The sequence below is a fragment of the Alistipes sp. Marseille-P2263 genome (genome assembly GCF_018101075.1).
Classification (GTDB): domain Bacteria; phylum Bacteroidota; class Bacteroidia; order Bacteroidales; family Rikenellaceae; genus Alistipes; species Alistipes dispar.
This window is the reverse complement of the sequence record NZ_JAGQEJ010000001.1, coordinates 239,157-258,503: the sequence shown is the minus strand read 5'-3', so window position 1 is coordinate 258,503 and position 19,347 is coordinate 239,157. Positions and strand designations below refer to the sequence as shown.

The following is a 19,347-nucleotide window of genomic DNA, read 5'->3' as shown; positions in this document are numbered from 1 at the left end:
GGTTTTAAGCATGTTGAATATTTGTTTTACTCCAGTTTTATCGTCCGGTGAAGGATCGAATATTTTTCATTATGCAGAATGCCCTCGATGCGGATGGAGTAATCTGCGGGTTCGTCCGCCGTGTAAAACTCGATTTCGGCCCTGCCCTCGGGAGAGATCTCAAGTGCTGAGTTCCAATACAGCGTGGTTCTCAAATCCCGCTCGGGAGCATTTCTCTGTCTTGCCGTCTCGTATTTTGGGGAATAGAATTCAGCAGGCGTTTGATAACCTTGAGGTCGAACGACCTGCATGTACTGTTGGTCCGGATCCCGATATCCGCTCCGCAACAGTTCCGACCCGTCCTTAGTCGTGATTGCGATGACCGACCAACTGTTTATCTGAATTCTCTTGGGTAAGCTGCGATTCATCCTGTTGATACCGAACAAAGTCGTATTCACCGCCGGAATAATATCGACCCGTTTTATCATTTCGACCGGAACGAACGGCACTTTTTCGCCGAAAGGCATCCAAAACGTTCCGTCGATCATATATCTGGCCGGATTGCCGTAGGCGTAAACTTCGTTATTTCTGATATGTACGCCATGCTGTCTCATGAGGAGTTCCTTCAGGTCGGCATAGTATCCTTTTTCGATTTCCCTGTAATCCACGGATTTTCTGGCAAGGACTTGGTACGGATTTTCGATGGGTTTCAGCGATTCCTGCGAAGCGGCCACCACGATCTCTTCGATAAGTATATGTTTGAGGCTGTCTGTGAATGCGGCGACGTTCCGGTCGTAGCGTTTCATCTCCCGGGATCTGTCGTACAGGGGCCGGGGTTCGTCGGCTGCGGGGTATGCGGGCCCGTCTACGAGCAGCAGCACGTCCGTCTTTCCTCCGGGGCCTTCGGCCCGGAGCACGAAGTGCGTGCTGTCGGGAAAGTCGAATCCGTTGAGTGCGAAGCGCCCCTCGTGGTCGACGTCCGTGCGGAAGAATCGCCCGAATCGAGGCACGAGAGCCGATACCGTATATCCTTTGAAATTCCGTTTGCGGAAAATCCCCGTTTTCTCGATCCTTCCCGTAATCTCCTGCCCGATTTCGAGAGGAATCGCAGGCTCCTCATACCGGCCCTGCACGACCTGCGGAATGTCGTAGCGTCTCCATCCCTGTGTGAGCATCAGGGCATCGGCTGCGGCCATTCTCTCTGCCGTTCTCTCCCCGAAGTAGTAGTCAGGCTCCTCGATGTATCCCTTCAGCTCGGATTCGAGCAACAGTTGCGTGCGAATGTCACGGTGCATGATGTCCGGGGCCACGATCCTGTCGTCGGTCACCGACACGGAGACATTCCCTTCAAGAGGCCGCCCCTCCGCATCGTGAAAGTCGAGTTCCAGCCTCACCTTTTCCCGGCGTCCGTACTCCTTCCGGTCGGGCTGCACCCGGGCCGTGGCCTCTCCGCGGGGATCGTAATGGAACAGCAGCCGTTCGCTCAATGTCTGCAACCGGTTGTCGAGCAGCAGTATCTGCAACACTCCCTGCGGGAAGTCCCTCCAGCGGAACGACGCCTTGTGCATCCGGGGATTCAGCGTGCCGTAGTAACAAAGTTCTCCGCGGCAGTGGATCAGCAGATGCAGTACACCCGGGTCGTAGCCGGGCGTCGCGGAGGCCTGCACCGTGAACCGCTCCGAGGTCGGGAAGACCCGGAGCACGCAGACCCGGGACTGCACGTCCGGCAGGCGGAACCGGCGGCGCATGCCGTCCGACGTGCGGCATTCGGCGTAATAGCGCTGTGCGGCGTCGGGCGTGAACAGGAACTTGCCCATGCCGGCATGCAGACTTGCGAAGCGTGCGACGGTATTTCCCCCGTTATCGACGATCTCGCCCGTCACGTCTACCGACGTCCCGTCCTCACGCAGTGCCTTGAAACCCACCGTGCACGGGACGCCCGTCGTGAGATAGCCCCCTTCGGGATGGAACGAAACGTCGTAATCGGATGACGCACCGCGGTTGCGGCTCCTGTATTCGTAGCGCCTCCCGTAATCCGAGACGTAGACCGACTGGCGATAGAACGAGGCATTGCCGGTATTGCGCATGAAATGCGTATAGCACGTGATTTCGTAGTTTCCGCTTTCGAAGGTCATCGGAAGGGGAATATAGCCTGCATATACCCCGTTTCGTTCGAGGATGCGGAAGCGCTGCGGTGCTGGAGCCTCCTGGCCGACAGGAGGCTTGTCCACGTGGTGGAAATCCACATAGACATAACGGCTCGCATGGACAGGAGCATGGCTTGCGGCATCGACCACATGCGCACGGAAACGGATCGTGTCCCCGGCCATGTAGTAGGGTTTGTCCGTATGCAGGTAGATCTTCTCTTGAGGATAGAGCGCAAGCTGGCGACGCAAACGGACTGCCATGCTGTCCGCGGATGGCAGTGCGGAATTCGACTGGGCGGAAGAGAGCAGCGGGAACAGAACGGATACGGTCCAAACGAAATGGCGGAGCATAAGGCAGGCGGGGTTGGTTTGCCATAAAGATAGTGAATTTTCATGAACTCCGGAATAACTCGTATATTATTATTTTTCAATAATATCCTTTATTCCGTTTTTTGTATGTCCGTGCGATTCGCCCAAACAGGCAATATCCGCTTGCCATTCCAGACGGAAAGTGAAGGTTTCGAGCTCATCGTATCAATAACCGGACGTTGACAGTGGCTTTCGAGAGGTTGGCGGTCGGATACGACGCGACGGAACTCGACGAACCGACTTTGGCTTGCAACAAAGGAATACGACCGTACTGAAGTGGAACACCCGGCTGAAGGAGCGGCTGAAGCTGGCTTCGGGAGGTTGAAATATCCCTATTGCCCGAATCGGCTCCGTGCGGCCGTCAGAAAAAGATGTCGGATAGCCGCAACGGGATGATAGAGCGGCATCCGCGGCCCGGCATAGCGCATCACGGCCCGGATCCTCTCCCGAAAGGCCGGGGCGTAACAGTGCGTCGGGCAATCCTTGCAGGCGCCTTTCCGATTTCCGTAACGGCAATGTTCCAACCGCCGGCAGGCATATTCCCGCAGATGCCGACAGTCGTCGCATAGCTCCCTGTTGCCCTCCTTGTGCCGGCAGTAGAGTGCGATCATGCGCCGCAGCGTCTCCTTCTCCCGTTCGAGGCGTGTCATTCCCTTATTTCGCTTTTACGACGAGCAGTTCACGCCAGTCGGTTGTATAGCGCCGGCTGAGGTGCTCGCGGTTCATGCGGAACGGTTCCGTGCCCTGGGCCGCCACGACGAGCTTGCCCTTGCCGCACTCCCGGTTTACCGTATCGAGCACCTTCATTAGACGCTGATGCTTTTGTGCATCGGCCGGAGCGAAGAGCGAAGCCTGCGTCTCCGCGGCCGGGAATATTTCGGAGAGGATGACCCCGGCCTTCTTGTAGCCGTAGCCGCGACGGTAAATCTGCCGCAGGGCCGCCCGCGCGCAGCGGACGATCTCCAGCGTGCTCGACGTCGGTTCGGGCAGCGTCATAAGACCTGTTTCATAACGCTGCGGCCGGTCGTCGCGGTGACGGTCGGTGTAGATGTAGCTGCGGACTTCGCGGCATACCGACCGCTGGCGGCGCAGCTTCTCGGCGCACATGGAGGCGAACTCCGCGACGATACGCTCCAGCGGCTCCTGTTCGTAAATCTCCTTGGGAAAGCTCCTCGATACGGTAATCTGCTGCTTCTGGGGCGGCATCTGCTCGAAGGCGATGCACTCCACGCCCTGCAACTCGTTCCACATACGGAGCCCCGTGACGCCCATCCGGGCATGCACCCATTCCCGGGACAGTCGCACGAATTGCAGGGCCGTCCGGATGCCCATGCCGTCGAACATTTTGCCGTAGCGGCGGCCGATGCCCCAGATGTCGCGCAGCGGAAAGGTCGTGAGCACCTTCTCGATGTCCTGCCTGCGGTGCATGTAGCAGCATCCGTCGAGGCGGGGATAGCGTTTGGCGAGCTTCGAGGCGATTTTCGCCAGCGTCTTCGTCGGGGCGATGCCTATCGAGACGGGGATGCCCGTGTTGCGGCGGATGGTGCGGCCTATACGACGGCCGTATTCGTCGAGCGGCTCCGCGACGCCGTGCAGGTCGAAGAACGCTTCGTCGATGGAGTAGATCTCCGTATCGGGCACGAGCGTGCGGAGCGTCTCCATGACGCGGCGCGACATGTCGCCGTAGAGCGTGTGGTTGGCCGAGAACACCGCGACCTGCGCACGGGCGATGAGCTGCTGCACCTGATAGAACGGCTGCCCCATGCCGATGCCGAGCGCCTTGGCCTCGTTCGAGTGGGCGATGATGCAGCCGTCGTTGTTCGAGAGCACCACGACGGGGCGGTCTGCAAGGTCGGGCCGGAAGACCCGCTCGCAGGAGACGAAGAAGTTGTTGCAGTCGCAGAGTCCGTACATGACGTTACCGGAAGGTTTTGACGACGTGGCGCACGACGCCCCAAATCATGAAGTCGTCGCCACGCCCGACCCGAATCGGCTTGTAGTGCGGATTGGACGGCAGAAGCCAGGCGCCGTCCCTCTCCAGCTTCACCCGCTTGACCGTGAACTCTCCGTTCACATAGCAGATGGCGATGCAGTTGTCATAGGCTTCGATGGATTTGTCGACGATGAGCAGGTCGCCGTCGTCGATGCCGTCGCCCGTCATGCTGTCGCCCGCCACGCGCACGAAGAACGTCGAGGCGGGGTTGTGCACCAGCTCGCGGTTCAGGTCGAGCGGCGTATCGAGAAAATCGTCCTCCGGCGACGGGAAGCCGGCCTTGACCTCCCCGCCCGCGACGGGAAGCTCCCGGCAGGTCGACGTGTCGGGACGGTAAAAAATTATATCGTTTTTTTCTTTATTCACACAATATGAACGAGCTCAAAAATAGATTATTACGTATTCTTTTGCTAAGGTATTACAATTTCTGTAAGTGCCTGATAAAATTCACGTAACTCGTATTCTTCCCCATCGTTCAGGGCTTTTATGAATTGAGGACTTTTACTTTGCCGAACTATGTCATTATATTTTTCGGCCATCCATAAATATTTGATACGAACGTCTATAGGCAATGTTTTGGGAATACCTGTTTCGATAATCTTTTTTAATTTTTGGAGGTAATCCGGATAATCATATAGAGGATTATCTAATTCCGGTTGTATCTTGGAAAAATATTCGACATAATATAATCCATCCGTATCTTTTGCCAACAGTGCCCGGATATGTTCTTGCTCGTATGACGAATCGTTCAATCCATATTTTGCGCCTATTTTGATGACAGATTCATCCAAAATGATACGGGGATATAATGCTGCTTTCGATTCGGTCATATATGCTTCAACCAATGCAGGGCCGAATATCATTTTTTGTGTGTGATATAATTTTCCGTGAACGACCGCACCCCGACATAATATACCTTTATCTATCAGGCGCATAGTCAACCACATGATTTCAAGCAACATGTAAAACAAGGCAGACTGTTCTGTAGATTTTACAGATACGATGATACAATCCGAGAAGATTGTAACCCGTTTTGATTGCCGGATTTTATTGGAAAAATTCTTTTTTGAGTCCAAATCCCAAATATCTCGTATCGAGTTGTAGGCTTCATATATCAATTGAGTTTGTTCTTCAACTTCTTTATCATCTTTTGATAAAGTAGATTTTATCCGGTTTTTGAATCCAAGTACATCGATATATGCAACTATGCGATCTTCGTATCTTTTCATATAGATTATTGATAATGGCTCTAATGTACTAAAAAAATTCGAACAATAAATTATTTATTACCTCTCTCGGTTGCCGTCGGGGAAGATAGGCACGCGAGCGGGCCGCGCGGCGGCCCTCGTCGGCGTCGGACGGAAAAATCGTCCTCGGCCTTTGGCTCTGCGGTATTTTTCCGCCGCTCCGCCGCCGTCGCGTACCTTGTGTATCTTCCCGAGGCAACCGACCCGTTCGGGAATAAGTCCTCATAACATAATCATTCATTGCTCTTGTATGATCCATATAGCAAGGATTATACGAGCTAAACACGTGAGACACACGGTAAAAACTGTCCGATGTTATGCAGACCACGAAAACGAGTGCCAAGACGGGAAAACGCAGCAAGGCCGCCGACCGACTGCCGGCTGTTCCGGCGATGGAATCCGCCGCACAGGAAGCACGACCTGCGACTTGCGGCCAATCCGCAGAACCGATACCGGCCGAGGCACAGACGCCGGCCGCGGAAAAAGCTCTTCCGACTGCTGCATCCGCTTCCACGGAGGAGCCGAATTCCCGTCCCGATGCGCAGATTCGACTGCTCGACCTGAACAAAATCGTCAACGCGGAGTACAACCCGCGCAAGAACTTCCGGGAGGAGACGCTGCTGGAGCTTGCCGAGAGTATTCGTCAGGTCGGCGTGCTGCAACCCATCTGCGTGCGTCCGCAGGGCGAAGGCTTCGAGATCGTCTACGGCGAGCGGCGCTACTGGGCGGCCGCGATGGCGGAGCTGAAGTTCATCCCGGCCCTCGTGCGTGAGATGACCGACGCCGAGGCCGAAGACGCGGCCATCACGGAGAACCTCCAGCGCGAGGACGTGAAGCCGCGCGAAGAGGCCGCGGCTTACAAGCGGGCCTTGCAGTCGGGGCGGCATACGATCGAGAGCCTCGTGGGCAAGTTCGGCAAGAGCGAAGCCTACATCCGCTCGCGTCTGAAGCTCTGCGAGCTCATCGACGCCCTTGCCGAGCAACTCGACCGGGAGGAGATTTCGGTGGGTGTCGCTATGGAGATTGCCAAATATCCTTCCGACATCCAGCAGGAGGTCTACGAGGAGCACTTCTCCGACGAGTGCCGCACCTCGTGGAAAAACGCCCGTATCAAGGAGATCGCACGGCGGCTTTACGAGCGGTATATGACCAAGCTGGAGACCTATCGTTTCGACAAGACCGAGTGCCGGACGTGCGCCCACAACACGGCCAACCAGGTGCTGTTCCGCGACGAATGTTCGGACGGCTGCGCCGGTTGCCAGAACAGGGAGTGCATGATGCGCAAGAACAACGAGTTTCTGGTACAGAAAGCCGTGAAACTCCTCACGGACGACCCGCGCACGACGCTCGCCTCGACGGACGAGACCCCTTCGGAGGTGCTCGACGCGCTCGAAGAGGAGGGCTACCACGTCGAAGAACTGGAGTACCATATCAATTGCTACGACAAAGCACCTGAAATGCCCGAGGCTCCGAAAGCCGAAAATTACATATCGGAGGAGGATTTCGCCGAGGCCCGGGAGCGGCATGAAATCCGGATGGCCCGCTTCACGGAGGCGACGCGGCAGCTGGAGTTCAATGTCTCGGAAGGTCGTGTGCGCAAATACGCCGTCCTCGACGCGCTCGATATCGTATTCCGCTACGAGGAAGTCGAGGACGAGGAGCGGGAAGTTACGGTAAACGAGGGGCAGGACGATGAGCGCAAGGTGCTCGTCACGGTCGTGCCTCCTTCGCCGCTGGAAGCCCTCGAACAGCAGGACCTGCGCAATCGGCAGATCTGCTACGAACATATCACGACGGATATGAAGCGGATGTTTCTCGATGTGAAGGTTGCGAACAAGCCCTTGCAGAAAGAGGAGCAGCAGATGTTTTACTATGCCATGATGCAGCGCATCATGAGCGACTCGAAACTCCGTCAGTGCGGTTTCCGGCCCAAAGAGGGCTCTTTCTTGACTGACGAAGAGCAGTTCGCCGCTGCGGGACGCATCACGGCCAAGCAGCAGGCGGCGCTGACACGCGCGTATCTGGTGGACTACTTCCGCTCGGCGGCGCCGGAATGCTACTGCACGGACGAAACGCTGCTGACGGGGATGATGTGCCGCTTCGCGGATCTGAATTTCACGGAGCAGAGCCGGAAGGTGCAGCAGGAGTATCTGAAAGTCTACGAGCGCCGCAAGGCCCGCATCCAGGAGCAGATCGACAATCTTCGTGCGCAGGCCGAGGCCGTCGAGAGAGCGGCTTCGGTGCAGGATGCACCGGATACCGAACCGGAGATGCCCGAACTGCTGCCGGAGGAGACGCCTGCCGTAGAACCCTCGCCGGAACCGCTGATTATCCCGATGGATCCGGATATCGAACCCGATACCCGGATGCCGGAGGAGATGAAAGCGGCGGCATAACAGCGATGCGAATGAGAGTGTCCAACCGACGGAGCAGGTCGTGCCTGCTCCGTCTTTTCATTACTATGATTATGGATAGGATTTCAGAGATTCCGCAGCAAACGCCTGTTGCGGAAAAATCGGTAGTCGAGATGCCCGCCGATCCGTGGCGCTGCGCCGCATGCGGTTCGCTACAGGTATCCTGTCAGGTCTGGGTGGACAGCAACACGCACGAAGTAGAATCCGTGGCGGAAGACAAGGAAGACCTGTGGTGCGATGACTGTGCCGAACATACCCGTCAGGTGCGCGAGAGCGAATTGATGTCCGATACGGTCGAGCCGTGGTGGAAGGACGGCACGACGGAAGAGGATCGGGAAATTATTACAGGACTGAAACGGGAGAATTTCCACCCGAAGGATGATCGCAGGGCTTTCCGCGACGCCTGCGACATGTGGTGGTGCGGCAAGACGGATGACGGGAAGATCCGCATCTGGCGGCAAGCTGCCGCTCCGGAGGTAGAATAACATGAACGATAAAAGCCATGAACAAGAACCTTATTGAAAAGATCGCTCCGCAGCTGACGGAGCTGATGATAAAGAAAATTGAGACGCTCACAGAAGAGTGGCGCAAGCCGTGGATCGCCGACCTCGCGCACGGTCTTCCGCGCAACCTGCGCGGCACGCCCTACCGGGGCGGGAATATCCTGATGCTGCTGTTCCTCTCGGAGATCGCAGGCTACAGCACGCCGCTCTTCATGACCTTCCGGCAGGCCAAGGAGGAGGGCCTGAACATCCTCAAAGGCTCCGGTTCGTTCCCGGTCTTCTTCTGGAAACTCTACATCCGCCACAAGGAGACCCGCAAAAAGATCGAACTGGCGGAATACTACCGTCTGCCGCAGGAGCAGCGGCGGCAATACGACGTGCTGCCCGTGATACGTTGTTACCCGGTCTTCAACATCGACCAGACGGATATGCAAGAGCGGCAGCCGGAGCGCTACGCCGCGCTTACGGCACCGGCCGGACCGAAAGACTACTCGGACGGCATGACGTGCGAGCCGCTGGACCGGATGCTGGCGGAACGGTCGTGGCTCTGTCCCATCTTGCTCAAAGCCGGCAACAGGGCGTTCTATTCGCCGACGCTCGACCGGATCGTCTGCCCCGAAAAGCGGCAGTTCCCGGAAGGCGCGGCCTTCTATACGACGCTTCTCCACGAAGTCACGCACAGCACGGGGCATCAGGAGCGCCTGAACCGTCCTTCGGGCGCTTGCTACGGAGATGCCGGTTATATCCGTGAGGAGCTGGTCGCCGAACTTACGGCGGCCTTGTGCGGCGTCCTGCTGGGCTTCGCCACGACGCCCCGCGAGGAGAGCGCCGCCTATATCAAGGACTGGCTGGCGGAGTTCCGTAAAGAACCGACCTACCTGTTCGACATCCTCACGGACGTGAACCGCGCCGCGCGGATGATCTCCGGACGGCTGGACATCGGACGGGAGACCGAAACGTCCGAAGCGCTGCCGGCCGAAGCCGCCTGAACCCTTATAAAACTTTTTGTTTAACTCGCGCCGCGACTTTTGGGCCGCGGCGCTTTCATTATCAGCAATATGCAACAAGCCAAAACCAAAGAACGGTACAGCCGCGAAACGCTGCTGCCGATAAATACGCTTTACGACCATATACACCATCTGACGCAGGCGGATGTAGATGCTACCAATGCTTTGGTCTGCCATATCGAACGTACCCGTAATCCGCATATTCCGAAGGTCGGCGACCGGGTGCGCTATACCACGCGCCACGGCGACTTCTACGGCAATGCCCTGATCGAGACTGTCCGTGAAGATGGAACGCGCTCGATCTGCCTGTGCCCGTACGTTCCCTTCGTGCGGGCGACAGCCGGCGGCATCGGCTGCGCGGTGAGCGGAGGGCCTTTTACGGTCGTGGCGCCGCACGCGTTGCACCCGACCGGAAGCGTGCTGGGGGATTTTTGTGCTTGGGGCCATTGCGGCGCCTGCGGCAACGGAATCGTCCGGTTCTGTGCCGAGGTGCCGCTGTGGGAGTACCGGGAGCCGGAACCGTTGTACGACGATTTCACGACCGAGAGGTGGCGGAAAATCCGCCTTCATAAAGACCCGGAACGTCGGGACGGCGACCTTTACCGGGGCGATTGCATTTCGTTCCGGACGGAGGAGGAATTTCAAATGTTTCTTTCTGATTACGAAGGAACAGTCTTTCCGGCTCTTGACCCGAAGTCCGTCATCGTCTGGTGCTACCGGGACGAAGAGCGGGCCGTATCACAGAAGGAGTGGGATGCGCTCGACGCTCCGGTTTCCGAACGGCGCCTTTACAATGCACCCCGGCCTGTGAAACTCGTCAAAGACCGCGAGCGGCATACCACGGTCTGCTATTACGTCCGTCCGGAGTATGCCGTTCGATGATTGTCGTACATGATGTAAAGTCGAATGATGGAAACGAGATTGATTGTTTCGCAACTCGAAGGCGATACCTTTTTGTTTTCATAATAATGAGGTTTTAAGGTGTGTTGTGGATTATTTTAGAGAAAACGTCACTTGAAAGCTGCTTACTGTGTTGTTTTTTAATTTGTTGATTGAAAAGTTCAGAGGGGTAATCTCCAGTTTGTTTACATCTTCAAGGAATTGTTTGATCAAGTAATCTCCTCCGTGTATAGCATTCGGGACGTTATGACTATTATCGAAATATATATAGCATATGTCTAAATCTTTTTTAATATTTTGTTCGTTAGGTGTTAAAGGTTCGGATTGCATGATTTTGGCAACGGTATTTTTAACTTCTGAGGCATTAAAGTTACTTTCAATCAACATAAGAGCTGTTTTGCCGTACGCAATGCTATTTATGTACGATATTGTTTCCGAGTTGGCGTTATTGACAGTTTCATTAACCAATCGCTCGGGAATATCCATTGTGATATTGAATAACTTAATTGCATAATTATATATCAATCCTGTTGCCTTTTCCATTTCTTCCTCGAAATAGGGTTTATCGTTTATTAGATTATCCAGTGCTAAACCCATATTACTCCATCCTAATAAATGGAGATGTCGATATGAAGTATATTGTATTGGTGAAATACTTGAAAAAGAGATATTCTGTTGGGGAATATCCATTATGATCTGCTGTACGATATCATACATTCCTGCAAAAGAGGGTAATAAATCTTTTTCATATAATTTTCTATTCACATATGCACTAATATGAATCGGATTATATGAATATTCATCGTATGTGGTTAACGCATTATAATCTAAATTAGGATCAATCAAATGCCCGAGATAAATTTGTGATGCGCACGAAGGAGATATGAATATTTCATTCCCGGTTATTTGGTATATACGGCAATTGTCTTTTTCTGTTGCATATTTAGAATTCGTAAGTCCACTTACAGGAAAAGGCTCCCAATGCAGAGGATCATGGGAGATTCCCATTCCTTCTTGAAAAATGGTTAAAATAGCTTGTATATCATTATATTGTAATTGAATTGTCGCTTCTCGTGCTACTGCCGCTGTGTTGGGATCAATGTTAATGTCAATATATTGTTGGGTAGTAAGTATTGAATACCACTCAGATGGAGCGTTTACGATTTCCCAATTACAATTGGATGACACTGAAATCCGGTATTGACCTCCAGAATAGCCTACAACAAGTGTATTGGGTTCCAGATTAATATATAATTTTTTATCGGTGCCTGTTTTCTCACAGGCGATAGCAACAAAGATTAACCCGCAAAATATCCAATTTTTCATAGTACCTATATATTATGATGAATATTATTCTGCATTTTTTTATTTCTTGTATATATATAGCAAATATATAATATTATTTCAAAATAAATCCACTTTTTTGTTTATTTTTTGTGCCAATAATTTATCAGTTTTTCATATTATCCGTCCACCCGTCCAGCAAGATAGCCGCTGCGGACGACGCACCAAGACCGCAAGGGTCTTGTCTTCGGTCGTCCCGCAGCGGCTATCGGACTTTTGCTGTCCGGGCGTTCCGGACAGCTTAAATATCATTTTCCATGAAATTGCTCACAAATGAAATCGTCTCGAAATTCGAGAATCATCCCATCGGTTCGCAGGACGGAAAGGGACTGGATGCCGAAGTCCTCGTCAAATATTTCAATCCCTGCGGTGCCGGGACATGGCTCATCACCGAAGCCGAACGCGAAGGCGACGACTGGCGTCTTTTCGGATATTGCCATATCTTCGAATGGGAGTGGGGCTATCTGATGCTCTCCGAACTGGAATCTCTACGCCTGCCGTTCGGAATGACCGTCGAACGGGATTTATACACTTCCGGAAAGATTGTCCGGGATTTTCTGACGGATTACGAATAATTCCATTTGAAAAACATTTCAGTCATGCGATATAAAGACAAGGTCCTCCGGCTTGCGAAGGAGTTGGAGGAAGCCCTCGACGACGAATGCTACAGGAATCTGTCGTTCGTCGCTGCCGGGAATCTCTCACGGGGCGCTAAAAGCTATCTGAACCGACACACGGAGAAAATCTGCCGGCTACGGCATGAATACGACCTCTGTCTGCGCATTCAGCGGATCATAGACGGCGAGGTCTTCACGCTCGAAGATATTAATGCCTGCCGTCTGGAAATCATGCGGCAATATCCTGAATACGAACAGCCCGTAACCGCCCGGTCGGGAATTATATTCGCTGTGGAGGCCATTCGCAAATCGTTTGGACGAAAATACTATCTACCGCTTTACAAGCATCCCATCCGAATCGATTTCGGAACGGCGAACGGCCGGATATACATCATTCATTCCAGCAACTTCATCGAATACGAAGCCAGGGAAAAGCAGAGCCCGGAGACGTGATCGTTCTCCGGGCTTTCGGTTGAATTTCATCGCAGCGCCTTTCGGAAATGGCGTTCCAGCACCTCGAAGATGGCCGACTGGGGATAGAGGAATTTCCCGCCGAGCATCGTATAGGGTATGATGCGTTCGTCGCGGTAGGTCTGCAAGGTGCGTTTCGAGATGTCGAACATCGAGCGGACCTCCTCGCCTGTCAGATAGACTTCGTTGAAAATCGACGGCCGATGCTCTTCGATAAGGCGTTCCGTCAGCCGCAGCGCCTCGGTAAGCCGTTTGCGCAAATCCCGGAAATCCTCCGTTGTGCGCGTAATCAAATCCTCCGTCATCGTTGTGCGGGAATAAGGTTATCGGCGAGAATGCGGTGAATGTCCGCCTCCCGGAAAAAAATCTTGTTCCCGATGGAGGTATAGGGAACGATGCCGGTCTGGCGGTAGTACTGCAAGGCCCGGCAGACCTCCTCCTGCGTGAGCCACCTGTCCGGTACGGGAGATACGGACGACGAGGCCAGATGCGCGATGCGGCCACATAGGCGCATGATGAGCGACTGCAATTCCCGGAAAACTGCCGATTCAATCATTTTGCATTCCATAAAATAAGCGTTTAGGTGAGACGTACCCGAATGAACGGGCGGACGGCAAAATAACAGCATTCCGGAGCGAAATGTTCTCGGTGTCCTGCCTGGGCCGCGTATGGCCGGTAATTATTCTCTCAGAGATGAAAAAACAACGATTTGCAGCTTTCTGCGAATTTCGCTATCTTTGTATTGCAGAGTTGTTTGACAGAATGTCAGCGTAATATTCGGAAATTCGGAAATACGTTTCCAAATCATTACCTTACTCAAAAATAACGCTGTAACTTTTTAGGTTACAGCGTTATCTAAAAAAGAAGGAACTCCAGTCAGTGACAAGATTTATATTTTTTCATCTGATTCGAAAAAATCAGAATGATTACTTATCTTTGATAAAGTAATCCAAACGTCCGATTATATTATGAGAAATCGTATTTCACGCAATGAATTGCCAGAAAAGAGGCTGTTACTCTTTTTTGTTATCATCTTCCTTGTCTGGTTCTGTTGGAAGCCTTATTTCCTCTCCTTCTTCAACGATTATATCATCCGGTATCTTGATATCCGGACCAGTAGCCTGACTGATGCGCTGTTTATTGTTATCAGCTTATCTATCTTGGTTGCGATCATTATGGGCATACGACGAAGATACACTACGTCGTATGCCCATATTTTCTCGATATTATCGGTGGTCGTTATTTATTTTTCAGCCAGGTGCACAGATGGTTATACCGCCGCGTCGCATTGGTTCGGATCTGTGGGTTACAGCGATATACTCGCTGGATTAGCAGCTCTTTTCGCACTCATGTGCCTCGCATGCCGATTCTGTAAGCCTAAAGAAAATCCCTGCCCGGACGGGACTTTTTTTTCAATAATCCCCGACGTGCCGATCTCATCGTACAAGGATGACCTGCTCGACTATCATCGTGATGCAATTAATCTCTGTAAAACAATCGAAAATCTTCCTGCGGATATTTCGCACAGCATAGGCATCATATCGCCTTGGGGAAGCGGAAAGACCTCTTATATGAATATGGTCAAAGAGCAGATGAAAAACGACCGATTCATCGTCGTGGATTTCAACCCGCGCCACTCCAAGAAAGCCGAACTTATACAAGAAGATTTTTTCAAGGAACTCTGCTCACGGCTGAAGGCCTATAACGGCGAATTCTCCACGCTTTTCGAAGATTATCTCGACGCCCTGAATATCATAGACAAGAAAGGTTTCGCATCATGGCTCAGAGTTTACGATAAACTGACAGACCGGGCGGACAGGAAAGAACGGCTGCAAGCGGGCATAAGCCGTTTGAACAGCCGGATCGTGGTTTTCATCGAAGACTTCGACCGTTTGCTGGATGTCGAGATCGTAGAAGTTTTTAAGCTGATCGATGAAAACGCTTCGTTCGGTAATATCATTTTCATCTCCGCTTATGATAAGGAACACCTGCAGGGACTGCTTGGGTATAAATACGATAATGAAGGGGGTAAATTCTCCGACAAGTTTTTTACGTTGGAAGTCTATTTGCCCCGAAGGCCTTATGAAAAGATTCTGGATTATGTTTCTCAAAAGCTTAAAGATTTCCTCTTTTGGGACGAACAGACGTGCGAATCCCGTAAAGCATGGCTACGGAGCAATCGGGATATGATTCAACAATATATACCCACCCTGCGGGATACGAAACGCTTTTTGAATCTGTTTCTCAGGGATTATTCTATAATTAAAAACGAGGTTATCTTCAACGAGTATTTTCTGGTGTCGCTGATCAAATACAAGTACCCCCAGGAACTGAACGCCTTATATGAGAAAAAGTATCTGACGAGGCGCGATATGGCGTCGTCGGTATTTCAAATAATCAAGGACTGCAAAGCACAATCGTCGGTTGTAATCGAAATGCTTTTCCCTGCTTCTGCCTCTTTTGACACCGAAGATTACAAGTCGATCCGGTATGAATTCTCTTTTCATAAATATTTCGAGAATTATGTCCACGGCATTCTGAGTGTGGAACAGATGGAAGAGGTGCTCGACCCTGCGACAGACAGCGGCGAAGTCGAGCGAATCCTTGCCGGTTGGCAACATGACCGGGTCATACAAGACCTGTTGAACTACCTGGATTTCAAAGAGCTGTTTCTCCTCGGTTCGAAAGAGCGCTTCGAAAGATATGTAGATATTCTGTTTCGGATCAGCTCGTATGTAAATCCGTATATCCATATTGCCAGGTTGATAACGAAAACTCATACCGATAAGCTGCTGCAGACTTACGGATACGATAATGTGGATGCATACAAACAATTCATAGACTCGAAATTCCGTGATGGCAAGTATACCTACATAACGCAACAACTTATACTCGACAGCCTTAGCGCAAAACATAGCATCGAGTTTATTTTCTCCAAGGACGAAATGCTGGGGTGGAGCAAATCATATCTTGACCGCTATGTTGCGACAGGAAACCCCGAACTCAAGATATATAAAGATTTGCTCTACTCCTGCATTGCCGACGTGGATGAAGTTTCTCAGAAGATCAGGCTGGATGCCGGGGCTTGCGAGAAGGTAAGGCAGCTGATAGAGAGATACCCATGCAGCTATTTGGACGGATTTGTATTTTTGGGTGTAGTATCCACGAGCCCGGATTTCAACAGTATCGCCTGCGAACCGTTTTGGGAGCAGATTTTCGGCTCTGCCGATAATTTCGAGAGTTTTATAAACGATCCTGCACGCGATACCTGCGATAAAATAGATTTAGTAAGGAACTTTTGGAGGCTTTATAAACGAAACGGTTTTGAACAGATTCACTATGAAGGTATGGGTAACGTACAGGAAAAAATAGATAACGCTCTCTGGGACGAGATCGATAAGTTGGGCAAGCTCGAAGCGATCGAGCGGGAGTATGAGACGGCGAAAACCGCATTTGCCACCGCACCCGAAACGAAAACGGCATATCATGATAAACTGCAAAAGTTGCGTTCCGAGATTGAGGAATTACACCTTCCCGTTAAATACAGAGCAAACGTTCAAATTCAAATAGCCCAGGACTTGACCGAGCTTGACGCCCGGTAAATTCATAGCCGATTTCAGAATTTAGAACTTGCGCCATAAACAGGCGATAAAAGAAGATACCGAGCGCCCAGACAAACCGTTCGAAAAGAGATGTCGGGAGACGACCTTACGTATGTATAGTGAGGTGTATCTTCTAGTAGTATACACAGTAATCGAGATCCTTGGTAAAGTCGTCTTTTTGTATAGAAGAGTTGTTTAACTGGAAAATAGGCAATATTCGGAAATCCAGAGACGCGTTTCCAAATCATTGCCTCACTCAAAAATACCGCTGTAACTTTTTAGGTTACAGCGGTATCTGAAAAAGTAGGTACATCAAAAGGGTGTGGGATTATTTGATGCTCTTTGAGCTAAAATCTCTACGCCTGCCGTTCGGAATGACCGTCGAACGGGATTTATACACTCGAGGAGATACAGTTCGGGACTTCCTTCCGCCAGAGGAATTAAGGTAAGGACGTTTACCTGAAAAAACGGCGGTACATCGACAAGGGATATCACAATAGATGTCGAAGTTTGGAGACCTGATTAAATATTGGCATGCGAACACTTTTATTCGCCGTATTCTTAACAATGCACAACGGGGCTGTCAAAACAGCCCCGTTGTTTGGGACTTATTGCAACACTCGGACAAAGTGCGATTCCAACAATTTATACAATGCCGACTGCGGGTAGAGAATCTTTTCTCCAAGGGTGGTATAGGGTATCTGGCGGTTGTCCCGATAATTCTGCAATGACCGCTTACTGATACTGAAAATACAGCATATCTCCTCCGAAGTCAGATAGACTTCGCCACAAACGGACGGGCGGTGTGTCTCGAACAGGATGTCGAGGTTACGAATAGCCTGACAGAGGTTCCGGTACAGTTCCTGATATTCGGAACCCTCCCGGGTGATGATCCGATCCGACATGATTATACGGTCTTTATCAGGTTGCTATCCAATACATGCCGAATGTCAGCTTCTTTGAAAAGTACTTTGTTCCCGATAAAGGTGAAAGGGACGATTCCGCGCAGACGGTAATATTGCAATGCCCGCGGAGTGATGCTCAATGCCTTGCAAACCTCTTCGGACGTCATCCACCGCTGGGGGAGTGGCGATACATTCGACAGAGCGGCCAGCTCCGAAATTCGGGAGGTCAAACGGGTGATAAGAGCGTGCAGTTCGTCGTACGCTCTCGTTTCGATCAGAATACAATCCATAAACTCGTTATTTGGTTCGAAGCGCAAGATAGTATCTTCCGGCAGTATCCGTTCTCCCCGTCCGTTCCAGTCCGCCGCAGTCCGGTCGTATGACCGAACGGCTATATCGCCATACTCTTCGCCACAGACTGCATATCCCGCATGATGGAAGAGTCCAGAATGCGTGCATAGTGCCGTGTCATGTTGGTATTGGCATGTCCGAGCATCTTGGCGACATTCTCGATAGTCGCACCGCTTGCGAGTGTCAGAGTGGCAAAGGTATGCCTTGCGCAGTGTGTCGAGAGGTGTTTCCGAATGCCGCAGATATCCGCCAGTTCCTTCAAATATGCGTTCATCTTCTGGTTGCTGCATACCGGAAGCAGAACGCCGTGTGTCTGACAGTATGGATTGTCTTTGTAACGTTTCAAAATCTTCCTTGCCGCATCCAATAAAGGGATGTTGCACATGTTCCGGGTTTTCTGACGTGCCTTGCGAATCCAGTTCATGCCGTTTATGTCCTTGACGATATGCTCCGGTTTCAGTTGCTGGACATCCGTGAAGGCGAGGCCGGTCAGGCCGCAGAAGCAGAAAATATCACGCACTTGTCTTATGCGAGGGATATCTATCTGCTTCTCCAGAACATGCAGAAATTCATGCTTTTCCAGAAAGGCTCGCTCGACTTGTTCCATGTGGATATGCTTCTCCCGGAATGGATCGTTTTCCAACCATCCGTTCGTCATCGCTATGCGGATGATCTTTTTGAAATTTTTTAGGTTTTTCATCACAGTATTATGAGCGCACTTGCGGTCGGTCTTCATATAGAACTCGTAATCTTCGACTAACTGCCCCGGCAGGTCATCCAAATAAAAATCATCCTGTCCGTATTTGGACCGAAGAAATTCCTCCGTAATCCGGAAAAGACTTTCATACCGCTGAACTGTTGTCGGAGCAAAATCGATACCGGATAATGCCCGGCATTTTTCGTTATGCTCCCGGAATACTTCCATTAACGTATGGCGTTGGGGAGCGTCTTTCCCAAGATAACGAGACAGAATGTTTTGGGCTGAAACGGCTACTCCTTCGGATTCCAGTTGACGACGCACCTGCATGATATTGAAACCGATGGCATCGAGCATACGATTCACCTCTTTGCCTTCGCGGCTGTTTTCGAGTGCGCGACCTTTGGCTGTATTCCAGAGTTGTGGAGATATGTGATACTTGATACTCGTATCGGCACGCAGACCGTTCACTGTGACACGCAAAAAGATCGGTGCCTTTCCTGTCTTGTCGAGTTTCGTTCTACGAATATAGAACGTCATACCGAATGTTGTTCTTTCCATACATCGCATTTTTTGAGGTTGCAAATTTAATTCCACAAGTCCTCATTGTCAAGATGAAATACGCTGCAAATCAATGAAGTGAACTCTAATTCGGTGTACTTTTTCGGCGCCGTAAAAAGTACACCGAATAGGCCGCATGCGACATGCTCCGAACCGCATTTTCCTGCACTTCCGGAAAAAGCAAAAAACCTTGTAAATATTTTATTTACAAGGTTTTTTGCTTTGATATCTTGCGGTGCG

At 51.4% G+C, this 19,347-nt stretch carries 18 protein-coding genes; 7 read left to right on the top strand and 11 right to left on the bottom strand.

The window, feature by feature from the left end:
- Positions 1–26: 26 nt before the first annotated feature.
- The 5 genes from KB554_RS01130 to KB554_RS01110 all read right to left on the bottom strand — a co-directional run bounded on the left by KB554_RS01130 (position 27) and on the right by KB554_RS01110 (position 5,717).
- A complete protein-coding gene (locus KB554_RS01130; protein ID WP_211034706.1) occupies positions 27–2,387 on the bottom strand; it encodes a hypothetical protein in 2,361 nt (786 codons plus the stop codon).
- A gap of 440 nt (positions 2,388–2,827) precedes the next feature.
- Entirely contained in the window at positions 2,828–3,145 is a 318-nt protein-coding gene (locus KB554_RS01125) for a nitrous oxide-stimulated promoter family protein (RefSeq protein WP_211034705.1), read from the bottom strand.
- Positions 3,146–3,149: 4 nt separating this feature from the next.
- Positions 3,150–4,409, bottom strand: a complete 1,260-nt coding sequence (locus KB554_RS01120) for a Y-family DNA polymerase (protein WP_211034704.1) — start codon at positions 4,407–4,409, stop codon at positions 3,150–3,152.
- A 4-nt stretch (positions 4,410–4,413) separates the two neighbouring features.
- On the bottom strand, positions 4,414–4,854 hold the full coding sequence (umuD, locus tag KB554_RS01115; protein WP_211034703.1) for a translesion error-prone DNA polymerase V autoproteolytic subunit: 441 nt from the start codon (positions 4,852–4,854) through the stop codon (positions 4,414–4,416).
- Positions 4,855–4,898: 44 nt separating this feature from the next.
- Positions 4,899–5,717 carry a hypothetical protein gene (locus tag KB554_RS01110; RefSeq protein WP_211034702.1) on the bottom strand — a complete coding sequence of 273 codons (819 nt, stop codon included), beginning with the start codon at positions 5,715–5,717 and terminating at the stop codon, positions 4,899–4,901.
- A gap of 335 nt (positions 5,718–6,052) precedes the next feature.
- Here KB554_RS01110 and KB554_RS01105 point away from each other — a divergent pair, with 335 nt between their 5' ends.
- The 4 genes from KB554_RS01105 (at position 6,053) to KB554_RS01090 (ending at position 10,541) form a co-directional block, all read left to right on the top strand.
- A complete protein-coding gene (locus KB554_RS01105) occupies positions 6,053–8,131 on the top strand; it encodes a ParB/RepB/Spo0J family partition protein (RefSeq protein WP_211034701.1) in 2,079 nt (692 codons plus the stop codon).
- Positions 8,132–8,202: 71 nt separating this feature from the next.
- Positions 8,203–8,634, top strand: coding sequence for a hypothetical protein (locus tag KB554_RS01100; RefSeq protein ID WP_211034700.1), 432 nt, complete (start codon positions 8,203–8,205; stop codon positions 8,632–8,634).
- A 17-nt stretch (positions 8,635–8,651) separates the two neighbouring features.
- Entirely contained in the window at positions 8,652–9,641 is a 990-nt protein-coding gene (locus tag KB554_RS01095) for a zincin-like metallopeptidase domain-containing protein (RefSeq protein ID WP_211034699.1), read from the top strand.
- Positions 9,642–9,710: 69 nt separating this feature from the next.
- Positions 9,711–10,541: a DUF4121 family protein gene (locus tag KB554_RS01090; protein WP_211034698.1), complete on the top strand. Its 831-nt coding sequence runs from the start codon at positions 9,711–9,713 to the stop codon at positions 10,539–10,541.
- Between the two features lie 111 nt (positions 10,542–10,652).
- On the opposite strand, the gene KB554_RS01085 is transcribed toward KB554_RS01090, so the two are convergent.
- A complete protein-coding gene (locus tag KB554_RS01085) occupies positions 10,653–11,885 on the bottom strand; it encodes a BACON domain-containing protein (RefSeq protein WP_211034697.1) in 1,233 nt (410 codons plus the stop codon).
- A 275-nt stretch (positions 11,886–12,160) separates the two neighbouring features.
- Here KB554_RS01085 and KB554_RS01080 point away from each other — a divergent pair, with 275 nt between their 5' ends.
- A complete protein-coding gene (locus tag KB554_RS01080) occupies positions 12,161–12,478 on the top strand; it encodes a DUF2958 domain-containing protein (RefSeq protein WP_211034696.1) in 318 nt (105 codons plus the stop codon).
- A 24-nt stretch (positions 12,479–12,502) separates the two neighbouring features.
- Complete coding sequence (locus tag KB554_RS01075) at positions 12,503–12,973, top strand: hypothetical protein (RefSeq protein ID WP_211034695.1); 471 nt, start codon at positions 12,503–12,505, stop codon at positions 12,971–12,973.
- Positions 12,974–12,999: 26 nt separating this feature from the next.
- Here KB554_RS01075 and KB554_RS01070 read toward each other — a convergent pair whose 3' ends face one another.
- Positions 13,000–13,284 (bottom strand): helix-turn-helix domain-containing protein, encoded by a 285-nt coding sequence (locus KB554_RS01070; protein ID WP_242116210.1) that lies wholly within the window; start codon positions 13,282–13,284, stop codon positions 13,000–13,002.
- An 8-nt stretch (positions 13,285–13,292) separates the two neighbouring features.
- Entirely contained in the window at positions 13,293–13,559 is a 267-nt protein-coding gene (locus KB554_RS01065) for a DNA-binding protein (protein WP_211034693.1), read from the bottom strand.
- Between the two features lie 400 nt (positions 13,560–13,959).
- Between KB554_RS01065 and KB554_RS01060 the strand changes: the two genes are divergently transcribed.
- Positions 13,960–16,593, top strand: a complete 2,634-nt coding sequence (locus KB554_RS01060; protein WP_211034692.1) for a P-loop NTPase fold protein — start codon at positions 13,960–13,962, stop codon at positions 16,591–16,593.
- A 608-nt stretch (positions 16,594–17,201) separates the two neighbouring features.
- Here KB554_RS01060 and KB554_RS01055 read toward each other — a convergent pair.
- From KB554_RS01055 to KB554_RS01045, 3 genes are all read right to left on the bottom strand, one after another.
- Entirely contained in the window at positions 17,202–17,498 is a 297-nt protein-coding gene (locus tag KB554_RS01055) for a helix-turn-helix domain-containing protein (RefSeq protein ID WP_211034691.1), read from the bottom strand.
- A 2-nt stretch (positions 17,499–17,500) separates the two neighbouring features.
- Entirely contained in the window at positions 17,501–17,788 is a 288-nt protein-coding gene (locus tag KB554_RS01050; RefSeq protein WP_211034690.1) for a helix-turn-helix domain-containing protein, read from the bottom strand.
- 101 nt (positions 17,789–17,889) lie between these two features.
- Positions 17,890–19,107 carry a site-specific integrase gene (locus KB554_RS01045; RefSeq protein WP_211034689.1) on the bottom strand — a complete coding sequence of 406 codons (1,218 nt, stop codon included), beginning with the start codon at positions 19,105–19,107 and terminating at the stop codon, positions 17,890–17,892.
- Positions 19,108–19,347 lie beyond the last annotated feature (240 nt).

What these genes read in the sequence shown, in the direction of transcription:
- KB554_RS01125 (WP_211034705.1), bottom strand. Translation starts at nt 3,145, where the DNA reads ATGACACGCCTCGAACGGGAGAAGGAGACGCTGCGGCGCATGATCGCA.
- KB554_RS01085 (WP_211034697.1), bottom strand. Translation starts at nt 11,885, where the DNA reads ATGAAAAATTGGATATTTTGCGGGTTAATCTTTGTTGCTATCGCCTGT.
- KB554_RS01080 (WP_211034696.1), top strand. Translation starts at nt 12,161, where the DNA reads ATGAAATTGCTCACAAATGAAATCGTCTCGAAATTCGAGAATCATCCC.
- KB554_RS01110 (WP_211034702.1), bottom strand. Translation starts at nt 5,717, where the DNA reads ATGAAAAGATACGAAGATCGCATAGTTGCATATATCGATGTACTTGGA.
- KB554_RS01130 (WP_211034706.1), bottom strand. Translation starts at nt 2,387, where the DNA reads ATGGCAGTCCGTTTGCGTCGCCAGCTTGCGCTCTATCCTCAAGAGAAG.
- KB554_RS01055 (WP_211034691.1), bottom strand. Translation starts at nt 17,498, where the DNA reads ATGTCGGATCGGATCATCACCCGGGAGGGTTCCGAATATCAGGAACTG.
- KB554_RS01100 (WP_211034700.1), top strand. Translation starts at nt 8,203, where the DNA reads ATGGATAGGATTTCAGAGATTCCGCAGCAAACGCCTGTTGCGGAAAAA.
- KB554_RS01090 (WP_211034698.1), top strand. Translation starts at nt 9,711, where the DNA reads ATGCAACAAGCCAAAACCAAAGAACGGTACAGCCGCGAAACGCTGCTG.
- KB554_RS01120 (WP_211034704.1), bottom strand. Translation starts at nt 4,409, where the DNA reads ATGTACGGACTCTGCGACTGCAACAACTTCTTCGTCTCCTGCGAGCGG.
- KB554_RS01050 (WP_211034690.1), bottom strand. Translation starts at nt 17,788, where the DNA reads ATGGATTGTATTCTGATCGAAACGAGAGCGTACGACGAACTGCACGCT.
- KB554_RS01065 (WP_211034693.1), bottom strand. Translation starts at nt 13,559, where the DNA reads ATGGAATGCAAAATGATTGAATCGGCAGTTTTCCGGGAATTGCAGTCG.
- KB554_RS01075 (WP_211034695.1), top strand. Translation starts at nt 12,503, where the DNA reads ATGCGATATAAAGACAAGGTCCTCCGGCTTGCGAAGGAGTTGGAGGAA.
- KB554_RS01045 (WP_211034689.1), bottom strand. Translation starts at nt 19,107, where the DNA reads ATGGAAAGAACAACATTCGGTATGACGTTCTATATTCGTAGAACGAAA.
- KB554_RS01095 (WP_211034699.1), top strand. Translation starts at nt 8,652, where the DNA reads ATGAACAAGAACCTTATTGAAAAGATCGCTCCGCAGCTGACGGAGCTG.
- KB554_RS01105 (WP_211034701.1), top strand. Translation starts at nt 6,053, where the DNA reads ATGCAGACCACGAAAACGAGTGCCAAGACGGGAAAACGCAGCAAGGCC.
- KB554_RS01060 (WP_211034692.1), top strand. Translation starts at nt 13,960, where the DNA reads ATGAGAAATCGTATTTCACGCAATGAATTGCCAGAAAAGAGGCTGTTA.